The 22,875-nt window shown below is 70.2% G+C and carries 19 protein-coding genes and 1 riboswitch; of the genes, 10 read left to right on the top strand and 9 right to left on the bottom strand.

The genetic code is table 11. The features are described 5' to 3' along the window. Positions 1 to 68: 68 nt before the first annotated feature. Both AMYBE_RS0138365 and AMYBE_RS0138370 read left to right on the top strand, forming a co-directional pair. Positions 69 to 977 carry a LysR family transcriptional regulator gene (locus tag AMYBE_RS0138365; protein ID WP_020664711.1) on the top strand — a complete coding sequence of 303 codons (909 nt, stop codon included), beginning with the start codon at positions 69 to 71 and terminating at the stop codon, positions 975 to 977. Between the two features lie 46 nt (positions 978 to 1,023). Beyond that, positions 1,024 to 1,740 carry an MOSC domain-containing protein gene (locus AMYBE_RS0138370; RefSeq protein WP_020664712.1) on the top strand — a complete coding sequence of 239 codons (717 nt, stop codon included), beginning with the start codon at positions 1,024 to 1,026 and terminating at the stop codon, positions 1,738 to 1,740. On the opposite strand, the gene AMYBE_RS0138375 is transcribed toward AMYBE_RS0138370, so the two are convergent. Together AMYBE_RS0138375 and AMYBE_RS0138380 are read right to left on the bottom strand one after the other, a co-directional pair. Further along, positions 1,703 to 3,217: a beta-N-acetylhexosaminidase gene (locus AMYBE_RS0138375; RefSeq protein WP_084470482.1), complete on the bottom strand. Its 1,515-nt coding sequence runs from the start codon at positions 3,215 to 3,217 to the stop codon at positions 1,703 to 1,705. The two genes, AMYBE_RS0138370 and AMYBE_RS0138375, sit on opposite strands and share 38 nt — an antisense overlap. Positions 3,218 to 3,473: 256 nt before the next feature. After that, the gene (locus tag AMYBE_RS0138380) at positions 3,474 to 5,348 is read right to left on the bottom strand and encodes a propionyl-CoA synthetase (protein WP_020664714.1); all 1,875 of its coding nucleotides are present in this window, start codon (positions 5,346 to 5,348) and stop codon (positions 3,474 to 3,476) included. Between the two features lie 228 nt (positions 5,349 to 5,576). Here AMYBE_RS0138380 and AMYBE_RS0138385 point away from each other — a divergent pair, with 228 nt between their 5' ends. After that, positions 5,577 to 7,292 carry a serine/threonine-protein kinase gene (locus AMYBE_RS0138385; protein WP_020664715.1) on the top strand — a complete coding sequence of 572 codons (1,716 nt, stop codon included), beginning with the start codon at positions 5,577 to 5,579 and terminating at the stop codon, positions 7,290 to 7,292. 67 nt (positions 7,293 to 7,359) lie between these two features. Here AMYBE_RS0138385 and AMYBE_RS45310 read toward each other — a convergent pair whose 3' ends face one another. Together AMYBE_RS45310 and AMYBE_RS0138395 are read right to left on the bottom strand one after the other, a co-directional pair. Next, entirely contained in the window at positions 7,360 to 7,629 is a 270-nt protein-coding gene (locus AMYBE_RS45310; RefSeq protein ID WP_020664716.1) for a hypothetical protein, read from the bottom strand. Then, positions 7,608 to 9,176 (bottom strand): dolichyl-phosphate-mannose--protein mannosyltransferase, encoded by a 1,569-nt coding sequence (locus tag AMYBE_RS0138395; RefSeq protein WP_020664717.1) that lies wholly within the window; start codon positions 9,174 to 9,176, stop codon positions 7,608 to 7,610. Before AMYBE_RS0138395 ends, AMYBE_RS45310 begins: the two co-directional genes overlap by 22 nt. 54 nt (positions 9,177 to 9,230) lie before the next feature. On the opposite strand from AMYBE_RS0138395, the gene rsmI reads away from it, so the two are divergent. Continuing rightward, on the top strand, positions 9,231 to 10,070 hold the full coding sequence (rsmI, locus tag AMYBE_RS0138400) for a 16S rRNA (cytidine(1402)-2'-O)-methyltransferase (RefSeq protein WP_020664718.1): 840 nt from the start codon (positions 9,231 to 9,233) through the stop codon (positions 10,068 to 10,070). Between the two features lie 150 nt (positions 10,071 to 10,220). Here rsmI and AMYBE_RS43060 read toward each other — a convergent pair whose 3' ends face one another. Both AMYBE_RS43060 and AMYBE_RS43065 read right to left on the bottom strand, forming a co-directional pair. Continuing rightward, positions 10,221 to 10,463 (bottom strand): hypothetical protein, encoded by a 243-nt coding sequence (locus tag AMYBE_RS43060; protein WP_020664719.1) that lies wholly within the window; start codon positions 10,461 to 10,463, stop codon positions 10,221 to 10,223. Positions 10,464 to 10,544: 81 nt separating this feature from the next. Then, positions 10,545 to 11,060, bottom strand: a complete 516-nt coding sequence (locus AMYBE_RS43065; protein WP_020664720.1) for a QsdR family transcriptional regulator — start codon at positions 11,058 to 11,060, stop codon at positions 10,545 to 10,547. A gap of 173 nt (positions 11,061 to 11,233) precedes the next feature. Between AMYBE_RS43065 and AMYBE_RS0138415 the strand changes: the two genes are divergently transcribed. Further along, on the top strand, positions 11,234 to 12,193 hold the full coding sequence (locus AMYBE_RS0138415; RefSeq protein WP_020664721.1) for a quinone oxidoreductase family protein: 960 nt from the start codon (positions 11,234 to 11,236) through the stop codon (positions 12,191 to 12,193). Positions 12,194 to 12,218: 25 nt separating this feature from the next. Here AMYBE_RS0138415 and AMYBE_RS0138420 read toward each other — a convergent pair whose 3' ends face one another. Together AMYBE_RS0138420 and AMYBE_RS0138425 are read right to left on the bottom strand one after the other, a co-directional pair. Next, a complete protein-coding gene (locus AMYBE_RS0138420; protein WP_020664722.1) occupies positions 12,219 to 13,454 on the bottom strand; it encodes an aminodeoxychorismate synthase component I in 1,236 nt (411 codons plus the stop codon). Between the two features lie 71 nt (positions 13,455 to 13,525). Further along, on the bottom strand, positions 13,526 to 14,140 hold the full coding sequence (locus tag AMYBE_RS0138425) for a glycoside hydrolase family 25 protein (RefSeq protein ID WP_020664723.1): 615 nt from the start codon (positions 14,138 to 14,140) through the stop codon (positions 13,526 to 13,528). A gap of 511 nt (positions 14,141 to 14,651) precedes the next feature. On the opposite strand from AMYBE_RS0138425, the gene metG reads away from it, so the two are divergent. The 5 genes from metG (at position 14,652) to AMYBE_RS0138455 (ending at position 22,182) form a co-directional block, all read left to right on the top strand. After that, a complete protein-coding gene (gene metG, locus AMYBE_RS0138435) occupies positions 14,652 to 16,448 on the top strand; it encodes a methionine--tRNA ligase (RefSeq protein ID WP_027928457.1) in 1,797 nt (598 codons plus the stop codon). A 110-nt stretch (positions 16,449 to 16,558) separates the two neighbouring features. After that, positions 16,559 to 17,383 carry a TatD family hydrolase gene (locus AMYBE_RS0138440; RefSeq protein ID WP_020664726.1) on the top strand — a complete coding sequence of 275 codons (825 nt, stop codon included), beginning with the start codon at positions 16,559 to 16,561 and terminating at the stop codon, positions 17,381 to 17,383. A 430-nt stretch (positions 17,384 to 17,813) separates the two neighbouring features. Then, on the top strand, positions 17,814 to 19,199 hold the full coding sequence (locus AMYBE_RS0138445; protein WP_020664727.1) for a resuscitation-promoting factor: 1,386 nt from the start codon (positions 17,814 to 17,816) through the stop codon (positions 19,197 to 19,199). 99 nt (positions 19,200 to 19,298) lie between these two features. Beyond that, complete coding sequence (gene rsmA, locus AMYBE_RS0138450) at positions 19,299 to 20,141, top strand: 16S rRNA (adenine(1518)-N(6)/adenine(1519)-N(6))-dimethyltransferase RsmA (protein WP_020664728.1); 843 nt, start codon at positions 19,299 to 19,301, stop codon at positions 20,139 to 20,141. 721 nt (positions 20,142 to 20,862) lie between these two features. Next, a riboswitch (SAM riboswitch) is annotated at positions 20,863 to 20,953 on the top strand. A 215-nt stretch (positions 20,954 to 21,168) separates the two neighbouring features. Next, positions 21,169 to 22,182, top strand: coding sequence for a methionine ABC transporter ATP-binding protein (locus AMYBE_RS0138455; protein ID WP_020664729.1), 1,014 nt, complete (start codon positions 21,169 to 21,171; stop codon positions 22,180 to 22,182). Between the two features lie 75 nt (positions 22,183 to 22,257). Here AMYBE_RS0138455 and AMYBE_RS0138460 read toward each other — a convergent pair whose 3' ends face one another. Continuing rightward, positions 22,258 to 22,782, bottom strand: a complete 525-nt coding sequence (locus AMYBE_RS0138460; RefSeq protein ID WP_154676416.1) for a hypothetical protein — start codon at positions 22,780 to 22,782, stop codon at positions 22,258 to 22,260. Positions 22,783 to 22,875 lie beyond the last annotated feature (93 nt).

Here is a 22,875-nt window from a genome sequence, read left to right on the forward strand (position 1 = left end):
TCGTGACTATTGCCGTTTGGATCGGCTACCGTTCTCATTTCGGCAAACCGGAAGCGAAAGAGGATGGCATGCGCCTGCTGCCGACCGGACTGGCTTACTTCTTGGAGGTCGCCCGCACCGGCTCGGTCTCCGAGGCGGCCGCCGCACTGACCGTCGCACCGTCGGCGATCAGCCGGCAGATCGCGAAGCTCGAAGCATCGATCGGGGTGGCGCTGTTCGTCCGGCATCCGCGCGGCATGCTGCCTACCGAAGCCGGGAATCTGCTGCTCGACCACCTTCGCCGCACCGAGGCGGAGTCCGCGGCACTGCTCGGCGAACTGCGTTCGGGCCGGGCACGCCAGGCCAGGACGCTCACCGTCGCGTGTTCCGAAGGGTTCGCCCGGCGAGTGGTGCCGCAGGCGATGGCGCGGTTTCGCGAGGAGCACCCCGAAGTGGCGTTCCAGCTCGACGTGGTCGGGCGCGAGGAGGCGACCCGGCGGGTGCTGGAGGGCTCCGCGGACGTCGCGGTGACCTACGCGACGGGCCCGCAGCGCGGGATCCGGGTCGAGAGCGCGGTGGTCGTGCCGGTGTACGCGATCGTGCCGATCGGGCATCCGTTGGCCGAACGGGACCGGCTGAGCGTGGCGGACCTCTGCGAACACCCGATCGCGCTGCCCGCTCCCGGACAGAGCTTGCGCGAGCTGCTGGACATCGCGGTGCGCGTCGAGGAGCGGACGGTGAACGGGGTCCTGGTGTGCGGCGAACTGGCGCCGCAGTACGAGTTCGTGCGCCGCGGCGGCGGGATCGCGCTGGTCGGCGGCCTCGGCGACCCGCGGGAGGACGCGGCCTCGGAGGGAGTCGCCTACGTGCTGGTGGACAATCCGGTCTTCCGGAAGCGGGAGGCGCAGGTGCAGACGATGGCGGGCCGGTCGCTGCCGCCCGCGCTGAGCCGGTTCGCGGCCGTGCTGACGACGCTGGTGCGGGCCCCGCACCGGTAGCGAAAATCGGGCCAAACCCGGACTCGCCCTTGCTAGGTTCGACCGCATGCTGTCGCTGAACGAAGTCTACGTCGGAGAACCAGCCGTCCTCGGTCACCGCCGGAACGAGCCGGTGCTGAGCGCCATCCGGAAAACCCGGGTCGACGCGGCCGAACTGGCGCTCTCCGAACTGAACCTGGCCGGCGACCGGCAAGCCGACTTGACCGTGCACGGCGGCCCGGACAAAGCCGTCTACGTCTATCCGGTCGAGCACTACCCGGTCTGGGCCAGCGAAGGCTACGACGTCGCGCACGGCGACTTCGGCGAGAACCTCTCGGTGGGCGGCGCGCTGGAGGACGACGTGCGGATCGGCGACGTGTGGTCCTGGGGCGACGCCGTCGTGCAGGTCTCGCAGCCGAGGCATCCCTGTTTCAAGCTCGCGATGCGGACCGGCCGCAAAGAGGTCGTCCCCGCGATGATCGACGCGGAGCGTTGCGGCTGGTACCTGCGCGTGCTGCGCCCCGGCGTGGTCCCGACCAGCGGGAAGATCTCCGTGGAGCGGGCGGACGGGCCGACGGTGGCGGAAACCTTCCGGGTCGCGGCGGCCAACTATGCGCAGCCGGACCCGGCCGGGCCGCTGCTGGAACTCGCCGCGCGGGTGCTGTCCGCGGACGCGTTGCCCGGATCGTACCGGGCGGGCATCCAGTCCAAAGTAGACCGAGCGCTCGCCCGGACGAGCCGCTGGGCTACTTCCAGTCGATCTGCGGAGACCGGTAGAAGTTGATGTCCTGCGCCCGCCAGCGCGGGGCCTGCTTGGCCAGCCGCGCCCGGTAGCCGTCCCAGTTCCGCGCCGCCTGCGGGGACCAGCCGATCTCCGCGACCCCGGCCAGCCGCGGGAAGGCCATGTACTCGATGTCCGCGCTGGTCCGGATGGTCTCCGTCCACAGTGGAGCTTCGACGCCTTGGACGGACTTCTCGCCGACCCCGGGCACCAGCTTCGCCGGGTCCCATTCGTAGGCGTCGCGGACCTCGACGAGCCCGGCCCAGTCCTGGCCGAGCGGCGTCGATTCGGTGTACTTCATGTCCAGGTAGGCGTGATTGGCCGGGGACATGACGAACTTGTTCCCGCGCTTCGCGGCGGCAGCCAGGTCCGCGTTCGTGCCGCCTTGGTCCCAGTACTGCGGCACCGCGGACGTCGGCAGCGGGACCTTCGCGATCTCGTGCCACCCGGTGATCGTCTTGCCGTACTTGGCGACCATCGGCGCGACCTTCTCGTAGAACGCCTGGTAGTCCGCCGCTGGCGTCGAATGCGCCTCGTCGCCGCCGATGCCGAGGTATTTGCCCGGCGTGATCGCGGCGAGTTCGCGGATGACGTCCTCGACGAACCGGTACGTCGTCGGCGACTTGATGCACAGCGAGCTGTAGCCGACCTCGATGTCGGTACGCGGCGGCACCGCCTTGCCGTCGCAGTTCAGCTCCGCGTAGACCGACTGCGCGGCGTTCGTGTGCCCGGGCATGTCGATCTCCGGCACGACCATCACGTGCCGGCTCGCCGCGTACGCGACGATGTCTTTGTACTGCTCCTGCGTGTAATAGCCGCCCGGGTCGCCGTACGCGGCGGTCTTGCCGCCCTCGGTCGCCAGCCGCGGCCAGCTCTTGATTTCGATGCGCCAGCCCTGGTCGTCGCTCAGGTGCAGGTGCAGCGTGTTGATCTTGTACTGGACGATCTGGTCGATGTACTTCTTCACCTGCGCCGGCGTGAAGAAGTGCCGCGCGACGTCCAGCATCGCGCCGCGCTGGGCGAACCGCGGGTAGTCGAGCACACTGCCGCCCGCGATGGTCCACGACCGGTGCTGCACGGTCTTCGCCTCGATCGCCGACGGAAGCAGCTGCCGCAGCGACTGGATTCCCTCGAACAGCCCGGCGGACGTGTTGGCGCGCAACCGGACGGCGGACTTCGTGACGTCCAGCTGGTATCCCTCGTCACCGACGCGCGGGTCGGCCTGGCCGAGGTCGAGCGAGATCGTCGAGAGGCCCGGGCTCATCGGAACCACCGGCAGCGGGTAGCCGGTGGCCGGCCGCAGCAGCCCGCGCAGATATGCGGCCTCGTCGCCAGCGCCCTTCCCCGCGCGAATGACGGTGAGCGGGGTCAGGCGGAACGCGTCCGCCTTCGCCGTGGCGTGCACCGGTGCCGGAATCAGGTCGGTGACCTGCCGTTCGGTCGGTGCCGGACTCGCGACGGCCGGGCCGGGCGCGCCCATCGCGGCGAGCCCGAGCACGGTCACGCCGAGCACGGCCCGGGACAGGGTCTTCCTCACGGCACACCTCCGGTCGGGGAAAGGCGGTCGTTAGGAGGTATAGACCACCGCCGGGGGTGTGGACAACGTCCGGAAGGACGGGGTTCCGCTCGCCGGGAAGCCCTCGGCGTTCCGTGAAGGGAACATTGAGGGACTCAGAGTCCCTCAATGTTCCCTTCACAGAATCCAAGTCCCGCAAGGGGCCCTTCACGGACGGCGCTCAGGACCGCAGGATCGCGCGCAGGGCGTCCAGCACCGAAGCGTCCTCGATCGTCGAAGGCACCGGCTCGTCGCGCCCGTCCGCGATCCCGCGCATCGTCTTCCGCAGGATCTTTCCCGAGCGGGTCTTCGGCAGGGCGGCGACCACCGACACGTCCCGGAACGCCGCGACCGGCCCGATGTCCCGTCGGACCAGCGCGACCAGCTCCTCGCTCAGCTGCTCTTCGGACACGTCCACCCCGGCCTTCAGCACCACGAGCCCGCGCGGCACCTGCCCCTTCAGCTGGTCGGCGACGCCGATCACGGCACATTCCGCGACGGCTGGATGCGACGCCAGCACCGCCTCCATGGACCCGGTCGACAACCGGTGCCCGGCCACGTTGATGACGTCGTCGGTCCGGCCCATCACGAAGAGGTAGCCGTCCTCGTCGAGGTATCCGGAGTCGCCGGTCAGGTAGTAGCCGGGATAGCGCGACAGGTATGCCTCGCGGTATCGCTCATCGTCGCCCCATAGTGTCGGCAGCGAGCCCGGCGGCAGCGGCAGCTTCAGCGTGATCGCGCCCTCGCGGCCGGGCGGCAGCTCCTCGCCTGCCTGGTCCAGGATGCGCACGTCCCAGCCGGGCACCGGTTTCGTCGCCGACCCGGGTTTCGCCGGCATCGGTTCGAGCCCGCGCGGGTTGGCCGCGATCGGCCAGCCGGTCTCGGTCTGCCACCAGTGGTCGACCACCGGCGTGCCGAGGATGTCGTGCGCCCAGTGGTAGGTCTCCGGGTCGAGCCGCTCGCCGGCCAAGAACAGCGTCCGGAAGCGGGACAGCGGGTACTTCTTGAGCTCGTCCGCCTGCGGGTCCAGCTTCTTCACCGCACGCAACGCCGTCGGCGCGGTGAAGAGCGCCTGCACGCCGTACTCCGAGATGACCCGCCAGAACGCTCCCGCGTCCGGTGTGCCGACTGGCTTGCCTTCGTAGAGCACCGTGGTGGCCCCGACCAGCAGCGGCGCGTACACGATGTACGAGTGCCCGACGACCCAGCCGACGTCGGACGCCGTCCACCACACGTCCCCGGCATGGATGTCGTACAGCGCGCCCATCGACCAGGCGAGCGCGACCGCGTGCCCGCCCGCGTCGCGGACCACGCCCTTCGGCCGCCCGGTGGTGCCCGACGTGTACAGGATGTACAGCGGATCGGTTGCCTTCACCGGCACCGGATCCACCGGTTCCGCGCCGGCGGCCAACTCGACCCAGTCCAGGTCGTTGCCGGACAGTTCGGCCCGGGCCTGCTCCCGCTGGAACACCACAACGTGGTCCGGTTGATGCTCGGTCGCTTCGAGCGCGGCGTCGATGATCGGCTTGTACTCGACGATCCGCGTCGGCTCGATCCCGCACGACGCGGCGAGGATCAGCTTCGGCTTGGCGTCCTCGATCCGTGCGGCCAGTTCCTTGGGCGCGAACCCGCCGAACACCACCGAGTGCACCGCGCCGATCCGCGCGCAGGCGAGCATCGCGATGACCGCCTGCGGAATCATCGGCAGGTAGAGCACGACCCGGTCGCCGCGAGTCACGCCGAGCGAGGCGAGCGCCCCGGCGAACGTCGCGACCTCGTCTCGCAGTTCGGCGTAGGTGTAGCGGCGCTTGCGCCCGGTGACCGGCGAGTCCCAGATCAACGCGTCCTGTCCGCCCCGGCCGCCGTCCGCGTGCCGGTCGAGCGCGTTGTAGCAGGTGTTCAGCTCCCCGTCGGGAAACCAGCGGTAGAACGGCTCGCGGGACGCGTCGAGCGCTCGGGTGGGCCGTTTCGTCCAGTCGATCGCCCGGGCTGTTTCGAGCCAGAAGTGTTCCGGGTCGTCCAGACTGCGCCGGTAGGTCTCGGTGTACGCGCCCACGATGTCTCCTTCGACGTCGACGGCCTTCAGCTGCCCTCATGATGGACTCTCCGGCGACTCGACGCAGGTCAGCTGCGGGCCGGATTTTTCCGGCAGGATCGGTGCAGTGGATCACCCGCCCGGCGCGACCCGGCAACCCCGCGGCAGGCACAGGCGTCCTAAGCTGGACCAGGGGAATTGGCCGCATTGCGGCACCAGGGCATTACTGACAGTGAGGGGAACCAGGCGGTGAGCGGATTCGCGAGCGCGCTGCTCTCGCTCGCGCACACCTTGTTCGGACCGGGATTCTGCCCCGGCGACTGGGTGTGGGCGACGACCACAGCGGGTGCGCTCGTCGCGCTCTTCCCGGCGGCCGGTGCGCTGGTCGTGGCGCTGATCCGGAAGGGAACCGGCAACCGGTACGACGCGACCACGCTTACCGTGTTCGGGCTCATCGGCGTGCTCAGCGTGCTGGTGCTGCCGTGGCTGCTGGCGAGCGGCATTTCCGAGACTTTCCGGGCCGTGAACTCCGGGGCCAAGAGCGGCCTGTCGGCTGCCGAAACGGCCAGCCTTGGCAAGGACTACTGCTCGTTCGTCGGCGTGCAGAAGACCTACCTGGGCGGCGGGTCGAATGTCTTCGAGACGCTGTTCTACCCGCGCGGCATCAAGCTCTCCTACGCGCTGTACCTGCTCGCGTTCACCGTGCTGCCGGTCGGCTCGTTGCTGTTCGTGATGCTGCAGGCGCGCACCGCGTTCCGCCGCGGGCCGAAGTGGCCGTCGCGGTTCTTCTGGGTTTCGTTCGTCGTCATGGCGCTCGCGACCGCGGGCATGTCGGCCAACACCGCCGTGCACTTCTGGCTCGGCTTCCTGCCGTTCAGCATCCTGGGCCTGATCCCGGTCGCGCTGGTCGGCCCGCCGCCCTGGTCGGTGATCAACCGGCCGGAACCGCGCCGGGACGAGCCGCCCGCACCGGTCGCGCAGCCGCGGCGCGAGCAGCTGCCGCCGCCTCCGCCGCCGCAGAACAAGCCGTACCCGGCCACCGCGCTCGCTTCGGCGCCCGAGCCGCTGCCGAACGGCGGGATGCTCGCCGCCGCGCCCGGGATGATCCCGCCGCCGCCCGGCTCGCGCAATGCCGGCGGCAGCCGGTATCGGCGTGTCCGCCAGCTCGGCACCGGCGGCTTCGGCACCGTCTGGGAAGCGGTGGACACCCAGCTCAACCGCACGGTCGCGCTGAAGATCGCGCACGCGCCGGACCGCGACACCGAGGAGCGGATGCAGCGCGAGGCCCGGGCGCTGGCCGTGGTGAACCACCCGAACTGCGTGCGGGTGTACGACCTGGTCGAGGAGCCGGACGGGCTCGCGCTGGTGATGGAGTACCTGCGCGGCCGGCCGCTCGCCGAGGTGGTCGACGGCCAGGGTCCGATCGACGACGTCGCGGCCGGCCGGCTGTGGTCCACGATGGCCGGGGCGCTGGTCGCGGCGCACGAGCGAGGCGTGCTGCACCGTGACGTGAAGCCGTCGAACGTCATCCTCGACCCGGCGGGCATCGCGCACTTGATCGACTTCGGCATCGCCCGCAGCCAGGGCGATTCGAAGATGACCGCCACCGGGATGATGATCGGTACGCCCGACTTCGTCGCCCCGGAGCAGGCGATGGGCCAGCCGGCCAGTCCGGCCTCGGACGCCTGGCAACTGGCCGCCACGGTCAGCTATGCGCTGTCCGGCCAGCCGCCGCGCGGCACCCGCGAGACGCCGATGGCCGCGCTGATGGCCGCGGCCCGCGCCGATCCGGTCACCCACCTGCCGCAGCGGTCGGTGCACGCCCGGATCCTGGCCGCGTCGCTGGACCCGGAGCCGCGCAGGCGCCCGACGCTGAATTCGGTGCGTCGCGAGGTCGACGGCTGGCTGAGCCGGGCCGGGAAAGCGCTGGACGGTCCGGTCACCCAGATCGTGCCGCGCCGCTGACGGGCTCGCTTGAGACTGTGGTCCGTGAAGGGCCCCTCCAGAGAATCTAAGTCCCTCAAGGGGCCCTTCACGGACGGTTCACAAGCGGCTTGACAGCTGATAGTTCCAGCCGCTTGCCCGGCTCGGACGCCATCTTGACCTCAGCGAACCCCGCCGCCGGCAGCCGGCCCGGCAGTGCGTCCGGGTCCAGCACGTTCATCGTGTCTCCGAGGGGCCGGTCGATGACGACCGCCGTGTACCCGGGGCGGTTACCGGCGGCGAGCGCGTTCGACGCTGCCTTCCACCGGGCGGTGGGCGTCCCGCCCGGTGCCTGCTTCAGCGCCAGGACGGCAGCCACATCTCCGCGTTCCAATGCGCGTTCGTGATCGGGATTCCGTTCAGAATCGGCCATAGCCAAGCGAAGTTCGCCACCACGAGCCCGGTGTACAACGCGACCACGAGCAGCCCGGTGCCGCGCCGTTCGAAGCCGCGTTTCGCGCTGCCGAGGATCTGGCCCAGCGCGAGCACCAGCCCGAGCACCAGGAACGGGGCCATCGGCGTCGCGTAGAAGAAGTACATCTGCCGGTCGATGTTCGTGAACCACGGCAGGTAGCCGGCGAAGTAGCCGGTGAGCACCGCGGCGTAGCGCCAGTCGGCACGGAAGAACCACCGCCACAGACCCCAGCCGAGCATCGGCGCGGCCAGCCACCACATCGCCGGCGTGCCGATCAGCATCGTCGCGCCCAGGCAGCGCGATTCGCCGCAGCCGGTCACCGTGCTGTCGATGTAGTAGAGCATCGGCCGCAGGCCCATCGGCCAGGTCCACGGCTTCGACTCCCACGGGTGTGGGTGGTCCTTCGGCGTCACCAGCGTCTCGTGGAAGTGCAGAACGTTCGCCGTGTAGTCGCCGAGCGAGCGCAGCGCGGGCGGGATCCAGCCGAACAGTCCGGGGTCGATGTTCTTGATCTCGGTGTAGTGCCGGTCGGTCGCCGTCTCGCTGGCGAACCAGGCCCAGTACGAGGCGAGGTACATCAGAATCGGCACGACCAGGATCGCCCACAGCGCGGGCGCGACGTCCCGCCGGATGGTGCCGACCCACGGCCGCTGCACGCCCGCCGCGCGCCGCGCCGCGACGTCGAAGAAAACAGTGAGCAGGCCGAATGCCGCGATGTAGTACAGCGCCGACCACTTCACGCCGAAGGTCAGGCCGATCATCAGCCCGGCGGCGAATCGCCACCAGCGGAAGCCGAGCTTCGGGCCCCACGGCGATTCGTGCACCCAGCCTTCGCGCACCGCGACCGCCAGCCGTTGCCGGACCTGATCGCGGTCGCACAGCACGCACGCGAACGCGGCCAGCACGAACAACGCGATGAAGATGTCCAGCATCCCCATCCGCGACTGCAGGTGCAGCACGCCGTCGCAGATCACCAGCACGCCCGCGATGCCGCCGAGCAGCGTCGAGCGGGTCAGCCGCCGCGCGACACGGACGGTCAGCAGGATGATCAGCGTGCCGGCCAGCGCGGGCATGATCCGCCAGCCCCAGCCGTTGTAGCCGAACAGCCATTCGCCGACCGCGATGAAGTCCTTGGCCAGCGGCGGGTGCACGATCAGCTCGTACCCGGCGTTGTCCTCGTAGCCGCCGTTGCGCAGCATCTGCGCGGCTTGCGGCACGTAGTGCTTCTCGTCGAAGACGGGACTGCCGTGGTCGGTCGGGAAGCCCAGGTTCTGCAGCCGGACGACGGCGCCGATCGCGGTCAGCACGAGCGTCACGATCCAGCCGCGCAGCCGGTCGGCAGGCATGCCCCGGCCCAGCAGCGTCGCTTCGCGATCGGTCGGCGGGCGGCGGGCGTCGACCGGCTCCGGCCGCACGCTCTCGTCGTCGGCACGGGTCAGCAGCGCGGTCACGGGGCCCGATACTACGACCTGAGGCTCCGGCCGGGTCTGGTTAGGCTGATCGGCATGACTTCTTCGCCCGGACGGCTCGTGCTCGCTGCCACCCCGCTGGGCGATCCCGGCGACGCGTCCGCCCGCCTGATCGAGGCAGTGGGTTCGGCCGACGTGATCGCCGCGGAAGACACTCGACGGCTGCGCACACTCGCGTCGGCGCTCGGCGTGTCGCCGACCGGCCGGGTGGTGAGCTTCTACGAGGACGTCGAGACCGCCCGCCTGCCGAAGCTGTTGGAGGCGCTGCGCGGCGGCGAGACAGTGCTGGTGGTGACCGACGCCGGAATGCCGAGCGTGTCGGACCCCGGCTTCCGGCTCGTGGCCGCCTGCGTCGAGGAGGACTTGCCGATCACCTGCCTTCCCGGCCCGTCCGCGGTGACGACGGCGCTCGCGCTGTCCGGACTGCCGTGTGACCGGTTCTGCTTCGAAGGCTTCGCTCCGCGCAAACCGGGCGAACGCACGAAGTGGCTGACCGAACTGGTGGCCGAGCGTCGGACCGCGGTGTTCTTCGAGTCACCGCACCGGATCGCCTCTCTGCTGTCGGACGCGGCCGCGGTACTGGGCGGCTCGCGGCGGGCCGCGGTGTGCCGGGAACTGACCAAGACCTACGAAGAGGTCAAGCGTGGCACGCTCGCGGAACTGGCGGAGTGGGCGGAAGAAGGGGTCCGTGGCGAGATCACCGTGGTCCTGGAGGGCGCGGCGCCGCGGCAGGCTTCGGTGCCGGAGCTGGTGCCGGAAGTCGCCGAGCGGGTCGCGGCCGGGGAACGGCTGAAGACGGTGGCGGCCGAGGTCGCCAGCGCGGCCGGAGTGTCCACAAAGGAGCTTTACGCGGCGGTGCTCGCGGCTAGGAAGTGACCGTGGAACCTGCTCGCGCCGGTCTGTGACGGCTGCTTCCGCACCGGTCCGCGAAGGTCCGTGAAGGGCCCCTTGAGGGAATCAGATTCCCTCAAGGAGTCCTTCACGGACTTTCCGGTGCCGCACGGAGACGGTAGTTCCGGTCCGTGCTCAGCCCTCGGCGGAGGTTGCCGCGACGCGCGGCGCGCCGTCCGCGAACCGGCTGGCGAGGGTGGCCACTCGCTGGCCGAGGTGGCGGGCGGTGGACACGTCCGCGGCGTGAACCGCCTCGGGGCCTTGGTCGTTCCAGGTCTGGGCACCGGCGCCGAGGTAGAACCCGAGCCGGTTGCGGTCGTGTTCGCTGGCGGTGGTGGTGTTCCAGCCGGGCAGCAGGCCCAGGCTGATCCAGTGCATGCCGTGCTGGGCGGCCTCGGTGACGGGGGGAGTGCCGACCCGGTGGCGGACGCGGGATTCCGGGCTGCGGAAGCGGCGCTGCTACGGGACTGGCTGAGCGTACTGGGGCGGTGACGGTGCCGGATCCGCGCGCAACAGCAATCGCGCTGCCGCATAAGCCTTTTCGGCGTCCGGCGCCTCGCCCGTGATGGCGTCGGTGTAGATGAACGACTCGCCGACTCGCACCAGCAGATAGGCCAGATCCGCGACCGGCAGCGGTGATTCCAGCCGTCCCGCCGCGACTTCCGCGGACAGCAGTTCCCGCACCTTCTCGATCGTGCGCGACTGCACCAGGCTGGCCTTGGTGGTCAGCAGCCGCAGCGCGCGTTCCGGTTCGCGGCGCAGGAACGCCCGGAACGGGGCGGACGCGTTGACGGTGCGGACGAACGCGCCGATCGCGGCTGCGACGCCTTCGCCGCCCCGGCCCGCGTAGCTGACGTTCTCCAGCACCGCCGCGGTTTCCGCCCAGAGGATCTCGCCCAGCAGGTGGTCGCGGCTGCCTACCCAGCGGTGCAGCGTCGCCCGGCTGACGCCGAGTTCGCCGGCAAGTTCCCGCATGTCGACGCGGTCTCCGGTGAGGAACCGGTCGCGCGCGAGCCGGAAGGCCGCGACGGCATCGGGTCGCGGGAGACGGGTGGACAGTGGCGTTTCGATGAGTGAGACGTTAGCAGAAGGTGTCCCATGGATGAGACATATGACAGAATGTCTCAAAGACGAGAGGAGCCGCGAAGATGCGTGCTGTGCAGGTGACCGAGTTCGGCGGTCCCGAGGTGCTCAAGCCGGTCGAGCTGCCGGACCCGGTGCCCGGGCCGGGGCAGGTGCTGATCGAGGTCGACCGGATCGGGCTGAACTACGCCGACACGCACCAGGCGGAGAACTCCTACCTGGCCCCGAGCAAGCTCCCGCTGGTCCCGGGCGGCGAGGTCGTCGGCCGCACCGCCGACGGCAAGCGCGTGGTCGCCCTGCTCAACGGGGGCGGCGGTTACGCCGAACTCGCCGTGGCGGACGACGCCATGACCTTCCCGGTGCCGGACGGTGTCGACGACCTGAACGCGCTGTCGATGCTGGTCCAGGGCGCGACCGCGTGGATCATGCTGCGCAAGAACGCCCACCTGGAGCCGGGCGAGTCGATCGTCGTGCACGCGGCGGCGGGCGGCGTCGGGTCGATCGCGGTGCAGCTGGCGAAGGCGTGGGGCGCGGGCCGGGTCATCGCGACCGCGAGCAGCGACGAGAAGCGCGCGCTGACCCTGGAACTGGGCGCGGACGTCGCGGTCGACTCCCGCGCGGAGAACATGACCGAGGTGCTGCGGGAAGCGAACGAGGGCAAGCGCGTCGACATCGTCCTCGACATGGTCGGCGGTCCGACGACCGACCAGAGCATCGCCGCGCTGGCTCCGTTCGGCCGGCTGGTGTTCTACGGGATGGCCGGCCGCCGCCCGCCGAAGCCGATCGAGCTGCGCAACCTCCTCGGCCACAGCACGACGGTCGCCGGGATGTGGCTGCCGCACGCGTTCGGGTTGCCGGGCAACGTGTTCGGCACGGCGCTCAGCGACCTGTTCGGCATGGTCGAGGCAGGCAAGCTGCGCGCCGTCGCCGGAGGCGAGTACGCGCTGGCGGACGCGCGCGCCGCGCACGAGGCGCTGCGTTCGCGCGGCACCACCGGGAAGCTGCTGCTCGACCCGCGCCGCTGATCCACCGGGTGAGCGCTGCCCCCGATCAGCGCTCACCCGGGCTGGCCAGCAACTCCTCCAGCGGCGCTGCTTTGTCGAGGCACTCCTGCCACTCGGCGGCCGGGTCCGAATCCGCCGTGATCCCGCCGCCCACCCCCAGCGCGATCCGGCCGCCGGCGATCTCGAACGTCCGGATCGCCACGTTCAGCTCCAGCCCGGCCGGCGACACCAACCCGACCGCGCCGGTGTACACCCCGCGCGCCGCCGTCTCGAGCGAAGCGATCAGGTCCAGTGCCCGGATCTTCGGGGCGCCGGTGACCGAACCTGGCGGGAAGGTCGCGGCGAGCAAGTCCGCGTCGGACACCGCTTCCGGCAGCACACCCTCCACAGTGGACGCCAAATGCCACACCCCGGGAGCCGGGTGCACGGCGAGCAGATCCGGCACCACCACGCTGCCGACCGCGCACACCCGGCCGAGATCGTTGCGCACCAGATCGGTGATCATCACGTTCTCCGCGACGTCCTTCTCCGACCGCCGCAGCCGCCTCGCATTGCCGTCGTCCGCCGGGCCGCGCCGGGGCAGCGTGCCCTTGATCGGCGAGGACCGCACCCGCCGGCCGTGGCGCTCCAGAAACAGCTCCGGTGACAGCGAGACCACTGATCCCCACGCTCCGGCGACATAAGCCGCCCGCCGCGGAGCCAGCCGACGCACACCTTCAGCGAACAACGCGGCCGGGGAACCGTCGAACGAGCCGGTGAACCGGGAACAGACGTTCGCCTGGAACAGCTCGCCCGCCTCGATCTCGAGCACGCACGCCTTCACCGCCTGCTCGTGCCCGGACGGACGCGAAAGCGGGCTCGCCGACCACGACTCCGAAGAGGGCTCCGCCAGTGCCTGCTCCACCAGCGACAGCTGAGCCGGGGCGTCGCCGTCGATCGATTCGAACCAGCAGCTCCCGTCCGCGTCCCAGCGCAGCACGTGCGACGCCCAGCCCCACGCTGAGACCGGCGCCCCGGCGGATCGGCCGGACGGATCGGTCAGGTCATAGGACAGAAACCCGAACCAGCCCCCGCCGACCCGCCCCGCCGGCACGGCGACTGGCGCCACCTCGGGAAACGGCCGAGGCTCGACCGGCACGAACGGCGCGACCACCGCGCGCGACCCGAACCAGTCGCCGCACACCGCAGCCGGTTCGGGCAGCCCGTGCGCGCGGGCGAACGCGGACAGCCGCCGCAACGCCCCGGAAGGCGTCAGGTCGGTCCGCAGCGGCTGGAAAAGCATCGCGCCATTGTGCCCGTACCCGGCGATGACCAGCGGAAAAGGTGATCAGAGCAGCACCTCAGAGCAGCACCTCAGAGCAGTACATCGGACAGCGCGAACGGATACACCACCGCGTCCTGCGCCACCGGTCCGTCGACGCCGGGCACTCCGGCGGACAGGGCATGCTGATGCAGCCCGAGCCGGGCATGGAACCAGCCGGGCCGGCCGGGGATCCCGTTGTGCCGCACGAGCCACAGCACCACGTCGGAATCCGCCCAGCGGTCCGGGTGCAGCCGGTGCGCCCAGCAGTCGTGCCCGGCGTACACCAGGACCCGCCGGATCCGTGCGGCGTGCCGGACGTGCTTGATCCACGCCTTGATGAACCGGTCGTCCACGCTCTGCGCGTCCACCTCGAGCGCGGGCGCGAGCGAGCCGGGCGCGAACGCGCCGAGCCGGCTGGCCGTGCGGACGAAGTGGTCCGCCTGGTCGTGCACCGCGCCGGGCCGCGCGTAATGCCGTGCGCCGGTGTGGATGCCCGCGTGCTGAGCGGCGTGCAGGGTCCGTTCCGCGCCTGGGTCGCTCCAGTTGACGTTCTCGCTGATGGTGACCGACACGAACCGGACGTCGGCACCGCGCACCGCCGTCCAGTCGAGCACCTGCTCGCGATGAGTGAGCGTGAGCCCGTGCCCACTCTCCGGTTCGGCCACTGCGCACCCCTGACAAGCCCCACGACGGGTGAAAGGCCACCCTACGTGCCGATTTCGGAACGCGGGTGACCCTTCCCGGCGTGTCGGGCCCGGGTGATCAGGCGTTTTACCGCTCGAAGGCGCGCGTGCCCCGCCAGACCGCCCGCATCAGCACCACAATCGGATCGTTGCCGGGAGAACCGTCGCGCGCTCCGGTCGACCACCTGCTGGAGCGGTTGACGGCGAGCCAGCCCGGCGGTGACCGGGACGAGGATCCCGGACCGCGACAAGCGCGGCCTGGTAGGCGGGCGGCGGTCAACGCCGACAAGCGCGGTTCCGAACGGCGCGAGCAGCGCGGGGGCAAGCACCGTCCCGTCCAGCCGGCGCGGTCGGACCTGCCCGGCGCGTTCAGCGACTTCGCCGGCTCGGATCTTCTCCGGCGGGTCCTCGGCGGTCCTCTCGCCGGCGAACCGGCTGTCCCTTCCCCGACCACCCAAAATCGCCTTGGAACGCATCCGTAGGCTAAACAGGTATGAGCACCCCAGTGTTGACCGCGGTGGCCTGGCCCTATGCCAACGGCCCCCGCCACATCGGCCACGTGTCCGGATTCGGCGTCCCGTCCGACGTCTTCTCCCGCTACCAGCGAATGGCCGGCAACCGGGTGCTCATGGTGTCCGGAACCGACGAGCACGGCACCCCGATCACCGTCCAGGCGGACAAAGAGGGCATGACCCCGCAGCAGACCGCCGACAAGTACACCCGCCAGATCGACGAGGACCTGCGCGGTCTCGGCCTCTCCTACGACCTGTTCACCCGCACCACCACCGGCAACCACGCCGCGGTCACCCAGGAGATCTTCCTGGCGCTCAACCGCAACGGCTACGTGGTCCCGAAGACCACCCGCGGCGCGATCAGCCCGTCCACCGGGCGCACTCTGCCGGACCGCTACATCGAGGGCACCTGCCCGATCTGCGGGTACGACGGAGCCCGCGGCGACCAGTGCGACAACTGCGGCAACCAGCTCGACGCCGCGGAGCTGATCAACCCGAAGTCGCGGATCAACGGCGAGACGCCGAAGTTCGTCGAGACCGAGCACTACTTCCTCGACCTGCCCGCGTTCACCAAGACCCTCGGCGACTGGCTGGGCACCAAGAACGACTGGCGCCCGAACGTCCTCAACTTCACCAAGAACCTGATCGACGACATGCGGCCGCGGCCGATCACCCGCGATCTGGACTGGGGCGTGAAGATCCCGCTGGACGGCTGGCGCGACCAGCCGCTCAAGCGGTTCTACGTCTGGTTCGACGCGGTCATCGGCTACTTCTCGGCGAGTGTCGAGTGGGCCCGCCGCAACGGCACGCCGGACGCCTGGCAGGAGTGGTGGGCCAACCCCGACGCGCGCGCCTACTACTTCATGGGCAAGGACAACATCACCTTCCACGCCCAGATCTGGCCCGCCCTGCTGCTGGGCCAGAACGGCGAGGGCGACCGCGGCGGCGAGCCGGGCAAGTACGGCAAACTGCACCTGCCGGACGAGATCGTCTCCAGCGAGTTCCTCACGATGAGCGGCTCGAAGTTCTCCACCTCGCGCGGCACCGTCATCTACGTGCACGACTTCCTGCGCGAGTTCGGCCCGGACGCGCTGCGCTACTTCATCTCGGTGGCCGGCCCGGAGACCCAGGACACCGACTTCACCTGGGACGAGTTCGTCCGCCGGACCAACTTCGAGCTGGCCAACGAGTGGGGCAACCTGGTCAACCGGTCGATCTCGATGGCGCACAAGAACAACGGGGCGATCCCGGCGCCGACGAAGCCGGCTCCGGCCGACGAGGAGCTGAAGGCACTGTCGCGGGCGGCGTTCGACACCGCGGGCGCGCACCTGGCGCGGTCCCGGTTCAAGCTGGCCGCCGCCGAAGCGATGCGCGTCGTCACCGCCGCCAACCGGTACCTGTCGGACCAGGAGCCGTGGAAGCTCAAGGACGACCCCGACCGGCGGGACGCGGTGCTGCACACCGCGCTGCAGGTGGTCAGCGACGCGAACACGCTGCTCACCCCGTTCCTGCCGCACTCGGCGCAGAAGGTGCACGAGGCGCTCGGCGGCACCGGCGTGTGGGCCGCGCAGCCGGAGTTGCAGGAGGTCGAAGACCTCGACCTGCCGGACCGGATCAACCCGATCCTCACCGGCGACTACGCCAGCGAAAAGGCGAAGTGGGAATCGACGCCGATCGAGGCCGGCCGTCCGCTGGACAAGCCGAGCCCGCTGTTCACCAAGCTGGACCCGAAGCTCGGCGAGACCGGCCCGGAGTGGGCGCCGATCGTGACTGACTGAACCGCGTCTGCCGTTCCGTGAAGGGCCCCTTGCGGGAATCCAAGTCCTGCAAGGGGCCCTTCACGGCCTTCGGGCGAGGGGCGGTGAGGGGGCCCAGTAGCTTGGTGAGCATGGGCGACGAAAAGCGCGAACTTCCCCCGATCCCCGACCGCCTCCCGGTGGCGGTGGTCGACGCGCACACCCATCTGGACGCCTGCGGCGCGAAAACCGCGGCCGACGTTTCCGCGATGGTCGACCGCGCGGCGCAGGCCGGGGTGGCCCGCGTCGTCACCGTCGCGGACGATCTCGCTGCCGCCCGCTGGGCCGCCGAAGCGTCCACCTGGGACCCGCGCGTCTTCGCCGCGGTGGCCATCCATCCCACTCGCACCAAAGAATTCGGCCCGGTCGAACAGTCCGAAGTGGAGCGGCTGGCCGGCGGCGAGCGAATCGTCGCGATCGGCGAAACCGGTCTCGACTACTACTGGGACTACTCGCCGCACGACGCGCAGCAGGCCGCGTTCCGCTGGCACATCGACCTCGCGAAGCGACTCGGCAAGACGCTGATGATCCACGACCGCGAAGCGCACGAAGACGTGCTTCGGATCCTCGACGAGGAAGGCGCGCCCGAGACGGTCGTCTTCCACTGCTTCTCCGGCGACGAACACATCGCGCGCCGCTGTATCGACAAGGGCTACGTACTGTCCTTCGCCGGCACCGTCACGTTCAAGAACGCGCACGGGCTGCGAGAGGCGGCGCGGATCGTGCCGAGCGGGCAGTACCTCGCCGAAACCGACGCGCCGTTCCTGACCCCTCATCCGTTCCGTGGGCGGCCGAACGAGCCGTATTGCACCGCCTACACCGTGCGGCATCTCGCGGCCCTTCGCGGCGAAGCGGTGCACGAGGTCGCCGAGGCGGTCCGGACTACTGCCGAACGCGTCTACCGGCTGCCCGCCTGATTTCGCACTGTCACATGGGGTTGAACGGATTGCGACGTTCGGGTGCGGGCATTCGTCCACCTGATGAGTGACACAGATCACGACACTCCGGGGGGTGTTTGCGCAACCCGCCGACACCCGTTACTGTCCCGTGATCGTGCCGGTCGGTACCGCGCAGCGGATACCGGCTGATACGCCCACCAGTCACGTCAGTGCACGTCGGGGAAGCGGAACCGGGTTGGTACGACCTGGGACCGTGACGATGGCGCTGGCTGGGGGTGTCGGACTTGAGAGGCGTGCCCTGCGAGGGTGCGTCGCGAACGAAGGACGACGCGCGTCGGACGCGCGATGTCTTGGGAAAGGGAACGACCCGGTGACTGGTAGTAGGCAGGATGACTCGCGTCTTGACGCGGGTTCGGCATTTTTCTCCTCCCCCGCTGGTTCGGTGGCCGTGCTCGACCGTGAGCTCGACGACACCGCCTACGGGCAGTACGACTTCTCCGACGAGCTGAAGGTGACCGAGCAGGACGTGCTCGCGGCCCTCGGCCCGGACGCCGACATGCTGATGTCGGAAATCGACGTCGACGTGGACGAGCTGATCCGGCTCATCAACGCCGAGACCACCCTGCTCCCGCCGCTCGTCCTGCCGGACGAGGTCGAGCAGGACCGCACCGCGTCTCCGGAGGCCAAGAAGGCCGCCGTCGAGGACGGGCTGCGCGAAGCGACCAAGACGTGGAAGCGCCGCTTCCTCAAGGGCGCCGTGCTTTCGCTGCTGGTCACCATCGGCGGCGGCGGCGCGGCGGCGCTCGCGATGAACAAGAGCATCACCGTCGACGTCGACGGTCACCAGCAGACCGTGCACACCTTCGGCGGCACTGTCGGCGACGTGCTCAAGGACGCCGGGCTTTCGGTCGGCGAGCACGACGCGCTTTCGCCCTCCCCGCAGGCGGCGGTCGGCGACGGCGGCGTCATCAAGCTCGAGCGCGGCCGCCAGCTGAACCTGGTCGTCGACGGCGTGTCCCGGCCCTCCTGGGTCCGCGCCACCACGCTCGGCGAGGCGATGAACCAGCTCGGCATGGGCAGCATGCTCTCCCAGGGCACCTGGACCTCGATGCCGTCATCCGGCGAACTGCCGCTCGAGGGCTCCACCGTCCAGGTCAAGACCCTCAAGCACATCACGCTGTTCGACGGGGCCAACGCGCCGCGTCAGGTGACCACCAACGCGGTGACCACCAAGGAGTTCGCTTCCGACCTGAAGCTGAACCTCGGCCCGGACGACGCGATCGAGGGCGGCCTCGACGTCGGCCTGAAGAACGGCGCTGAGGTCCACATCAGCCGCATGGGCGTCTCGATGGTCAACCAGGAAGAGACCATCGACCCGAACGTGCAGAAGGTCGACGACCCGACGCTGCTGCAGGGCCAGACCAACGTCGACGACCCGGGCACGCCGGGCACGAAGCTGGTCACCTACAAGGTCACCAAGAAGAACGGCGAAGAGGTCGGCCGCGAGCAGATCTCGGAGAAGATCCTCGTCGCCGCCAAGGACAAGATCATCAAGGTCGGCACCAAGCAGCCCCCGCAGCCGGCGATCGGCGACGGTTCCGCGTGGGACCGCATCGCGCAGTGCGAGTCGGGCGGCAACTGGGCCATCAACTCCGGCAACGGCTACTACGGCGGTCTCCAGTTCGACAAGCAGACCTGGAACGCCTACGGCGGCAGCCAGTACGCGTCGCTGCCCAGCGAGGCCAGCCGCGAGCAGCAGATCGCGGTCGCGGAGAAGGTCCGCGATTCCCGCGGCGGCTACGGCGCTTGGCCGGTCTGCGGCAAGCGCGCCTGAGTTTTCCTCCGTCGGCGGCCGTGAGCTTCGTGCTCGCGGCCGCCGGCGTTTTTCGTGCCGCCTGCTCGGGCCGCCGAGTGCGCTGGGTAGGCTCGTCCGGTGGTGGAACTGCTGGGACCTGCCGAAATCCGCGGGCTGGCCGACGAACTCGACGTCCGGCCGACGAAGAAGCTCGGGCAGAACTTCGTGCACGACCCGAACACGGTTCGCCGCATCGTCGAACTCGGCGGCGTGCAGCCCGGAGACATCGTGCTGGAGGTCGGCCCCGGCCTCGGCTCGCTGACCCTCGGCTTGCTCGCCGCGGGCGCCCAGGTGGTCGCGGTGGAGATCGATCCGGTCCTCGCCGCCAGGTTGCCGCGTACGGCGGCCGAGCGCGCGCCTGAGGCCGCGGAACGGCTGTCTGTGGTCGGAGCGGACGCATTGCGCGTGCGCGCCGCCGACCTGCCCGCGGAACCGGTGTCCCTCGTCGCGAACCTGCCGTACAACGTCGCGGTGCCGGTGGTGCTGCACTTGCTCGCCGAGCTGCCATCGCTGCGCAGTGGCCTCGTGATGGTTCAGACCGAGGTCGCCGATCGGATGGCGGCCGGACCGGGCAGCCGCACCTACGGCGTGCCCAGCGTGAAACTCGCCTGGTACGGCCCGGCCCGCAAGGTGGCCGCGGTGCCGCGTGCGGTGTTCTGGCCAGTCCCGAACGTCGATTCGGCGCTCGTGTCGTTCAGTCGCACCGACCCGGTGTCCGGCGTCGATCGGGAACGGCTCTTCGCGGTGGTCGACGCGGCGTTTTCGCAACGCCGCAAGACCCTCCGGGCCGCGCTGGCGGGCTGGGCCGGTTCGGCCGATCGGGCGGGGGAGCTGCTCGCGGAGGCGGGGATCGACCCGCGGACGCGCGGGGAGCAGCTGGACGTGCACGCGTTCGCCCGGATCGCGGCAGCCAAGTCCTGATCTCGGGCCGCCGAGGGCCGCACGCGCGCCGGCTTCGCCCAGTCCTCGAGTGAAGGTCCGGACGTCGTCCGCCAGGGCGACCGCGCGATCTGTCCCGCTGCGGCCCGCCCGGCTCGGATGCGGCGATGCAGCGGAACCCGCGCGGGTCCCGCCCCGGACTGGTTGCTGGCCTGATGGAATGAGTCCTGGATCTCGCCCATCGTCCAGACATTTATGCGGACATTTCCCGGCAAACACAAAATCGCCTCGCGTCGCGGCAGGCGCGACCGGGGTCACATTGGTTCAACCAGGCTGTCGGCGCGGCTATTCCCGGTCCGCTCGAAGCCCTCGTCCGGCGCACTCGAGAAGGTGCGGGCGGCCTCGGCATCCGGGGGAAGCTCCGGTGGTCGCGAACCGGACTGTTCGGGCCCGTCGAGAGCCGATGGTTCGCCTTGGCGGCCTACCTTCCTCAGCGGCTGGTGCACCCGGCGGCGGACCGAGGTACAGTGAAAAGTTCTGGCTCTTCGGCCGAAATTCCTTGATCCGCAACCGGGTCTGCGTTGTCCACAGTGGATCTCATGATCGCCGTTCGGCAGGGTCTGCCAGGTCGGAGCACTGTTCGGCGGCCGAGGTTCCCGCTCCCGCGAGGCAAGACGGCCGTTCCGGCATGCGGCCGCCACCAGACGTGTGATCTGCATCCGCGTGCTTGCGTTCAGTCCGTGGGATCGGCTTTACTCAGAAGCGTCCATCCCGAGCGACTGAGAGACCTGGCTCGCCGAAGTCGCAGCAACCACCCTCCGCAGGGCAGGTGCTACCGCCAGGACCGATGGAGGCTGTTTCCGATGAAGAGGGTCACCCGCCCGCTCCTGCTGACCCGCCGACGTGTCGTCGACGAAGGTCGCCGCTCGGTATGTGCGTGTCAACGCTCCATGGTCATCGCCTGATCTTTCTTCCGGTCTTTTCTTGCACCGTCCACATCGGACGGTAATTCGATGACGCTTGGCGCGCCCGGAATCGGCGCCGCGCCCGTATGCCATGGAGCCCTTTCGTGATCACCGTCGAAAACGTGTCCAAGTCCTTTCCCTTCCACGGAAACCGTGTCGCCGCGCTGCGTGACGTGAGCGTCGACGTGCAAGCCGGCTCGCTGTTCGGCGTCGTCGGCCCGGCCGGTTCCGGCAAGTCCACCCTCGCCCGGTGCATCGCGCTGCAGGAGCGCCCGGACCGCGGCGTGGTGCGGCTCGACGGCCTCAACACCGCGACGCTGGACGGCAAGCGGCTGCGGGAAATCCGCCGTCAGCTGGGCGTTGTCGGCACCAAGCCGGAGTTGATCGCCGAGCGCACCGTCGCGGGCAACATCGCCAGCCCGCTGGAGCAGCTGGGCGTCGACGGCCCGCAGCGGCGCAGCAAGGTCGGCTCGCTGCTCGACCTGGTCGGCCTCACCGCGCGCGCCGCGCAGAAGCCGGAGGAACTCACCGAAGGCCAGCTCCGCCGCGTCTCGGTCGCCAAGGCTCTCGCCGCCGGCCCGGCGGTGCTGCTGGCCGACGACCCGACCGCGGGCATCGCGCCGGAGGACGCCGGCGCCGTGCTGGCGGTGCTCGACCGGGCCCGCGCCGAGCTGGGCGTGACGATCGTCGTCACCACCCAGGACGCGGACGTGGTCCGCCGGGTCTGCGACGACGTCGCGGTGCTGGACAACGGCGCCCTGGTGGAGCGCGGTTCGGTCCTCGACCTCGTCTCGACGCCGGACAGCTGGACCGCACAGGCGGTGCTGCCGGCCATCGAGACCTCGCGCGCCCAGTCCGCGAAGTACGACCGCGCGGTCGACGTGGTGCTGATCGGCTTCGCGTCGGTGGGCGCACTGCTCCCCGAGGCGGCCAGTCGCTTCGATGTGGAGCTGGCCACCATCGGCGGCGGCCTGACCCGCCTCGGCGACACCCCGATCGCCCGCTTCCGCCTGGGGGTCCGCGGCGAGCGCGCGGACGCCGCGCTGTCCTGGATCGCCGAGCGCGGCGCGCACGTGAGCCAGCCGGCGCGTGGCCCGCAGAGCGTGGTCGCCGCCTGATTTCCGGTTAGCCGCAAGGCATCTCCACCGCGGGCCGCTCCGGATCGGGGCGGTCCGCGGTGCGCTTGTGGCGGGTCAGATTGAGCACGCCAGCCAGATCGAGGCCCCGGTCGGCGCGAGCCAGACGAGGATGCCGAGCAGCAGCTGGCCGGTCAGGGACAGAAATTCGGCGATCAGCACCGCTGTGTACTTGATTCCGGTCCAGATCTCGGCGGAGCGGGTCGCTGTCTCGGCCAGCTCGCGATCCAGCTTCGCCTCCAGCCGGTCCATCGCCGCCTCCGACTCGGCCTGCTCGGGCACGAACTTCAGGGCCGCCCACATCGCCACGACGAAGATCGTCCACGACGACACCACGCCGATCGCGATGATCACGACCCGGGCGGTGCCTGGTCCGCCGATCCCCAGCAGGCCGCCGAGGGCGAGGAACTCGGCCACCGCGGCGAGGGCGAGCGACAACTGCAGCATCACGGCGGTCACGATCCGCCTGCCCTCTCGCGGCGCTCTCGTGAGCTTCGCGGACTTCTCCGCCACTGCGAACGCGATCAGCAGCGTCGGGATGATCTGCGCCGTCGCGGCCCAGAAGTCAGTGGTGATCGGCACGCGGAAAGGATGCCGCAGCCGTCCGGTTCGCGACACTGGTTTCGCCGTATCGGTCTCGGCGGCCGGTATCTCAGGTCAGCTGTACTGGCTATC

The sequence above is a fragment of the Amycolatopsis benzoatilytica AK 16/65 genome, assembly GCF_000383915.1.
Lineage (GTDB): Bacteria > Actinomycetota > Actinomycetes > Mycobacteriales > Pseudonocardiaceae > Amycolatopsis > Amycolatopsis benzoatilytica.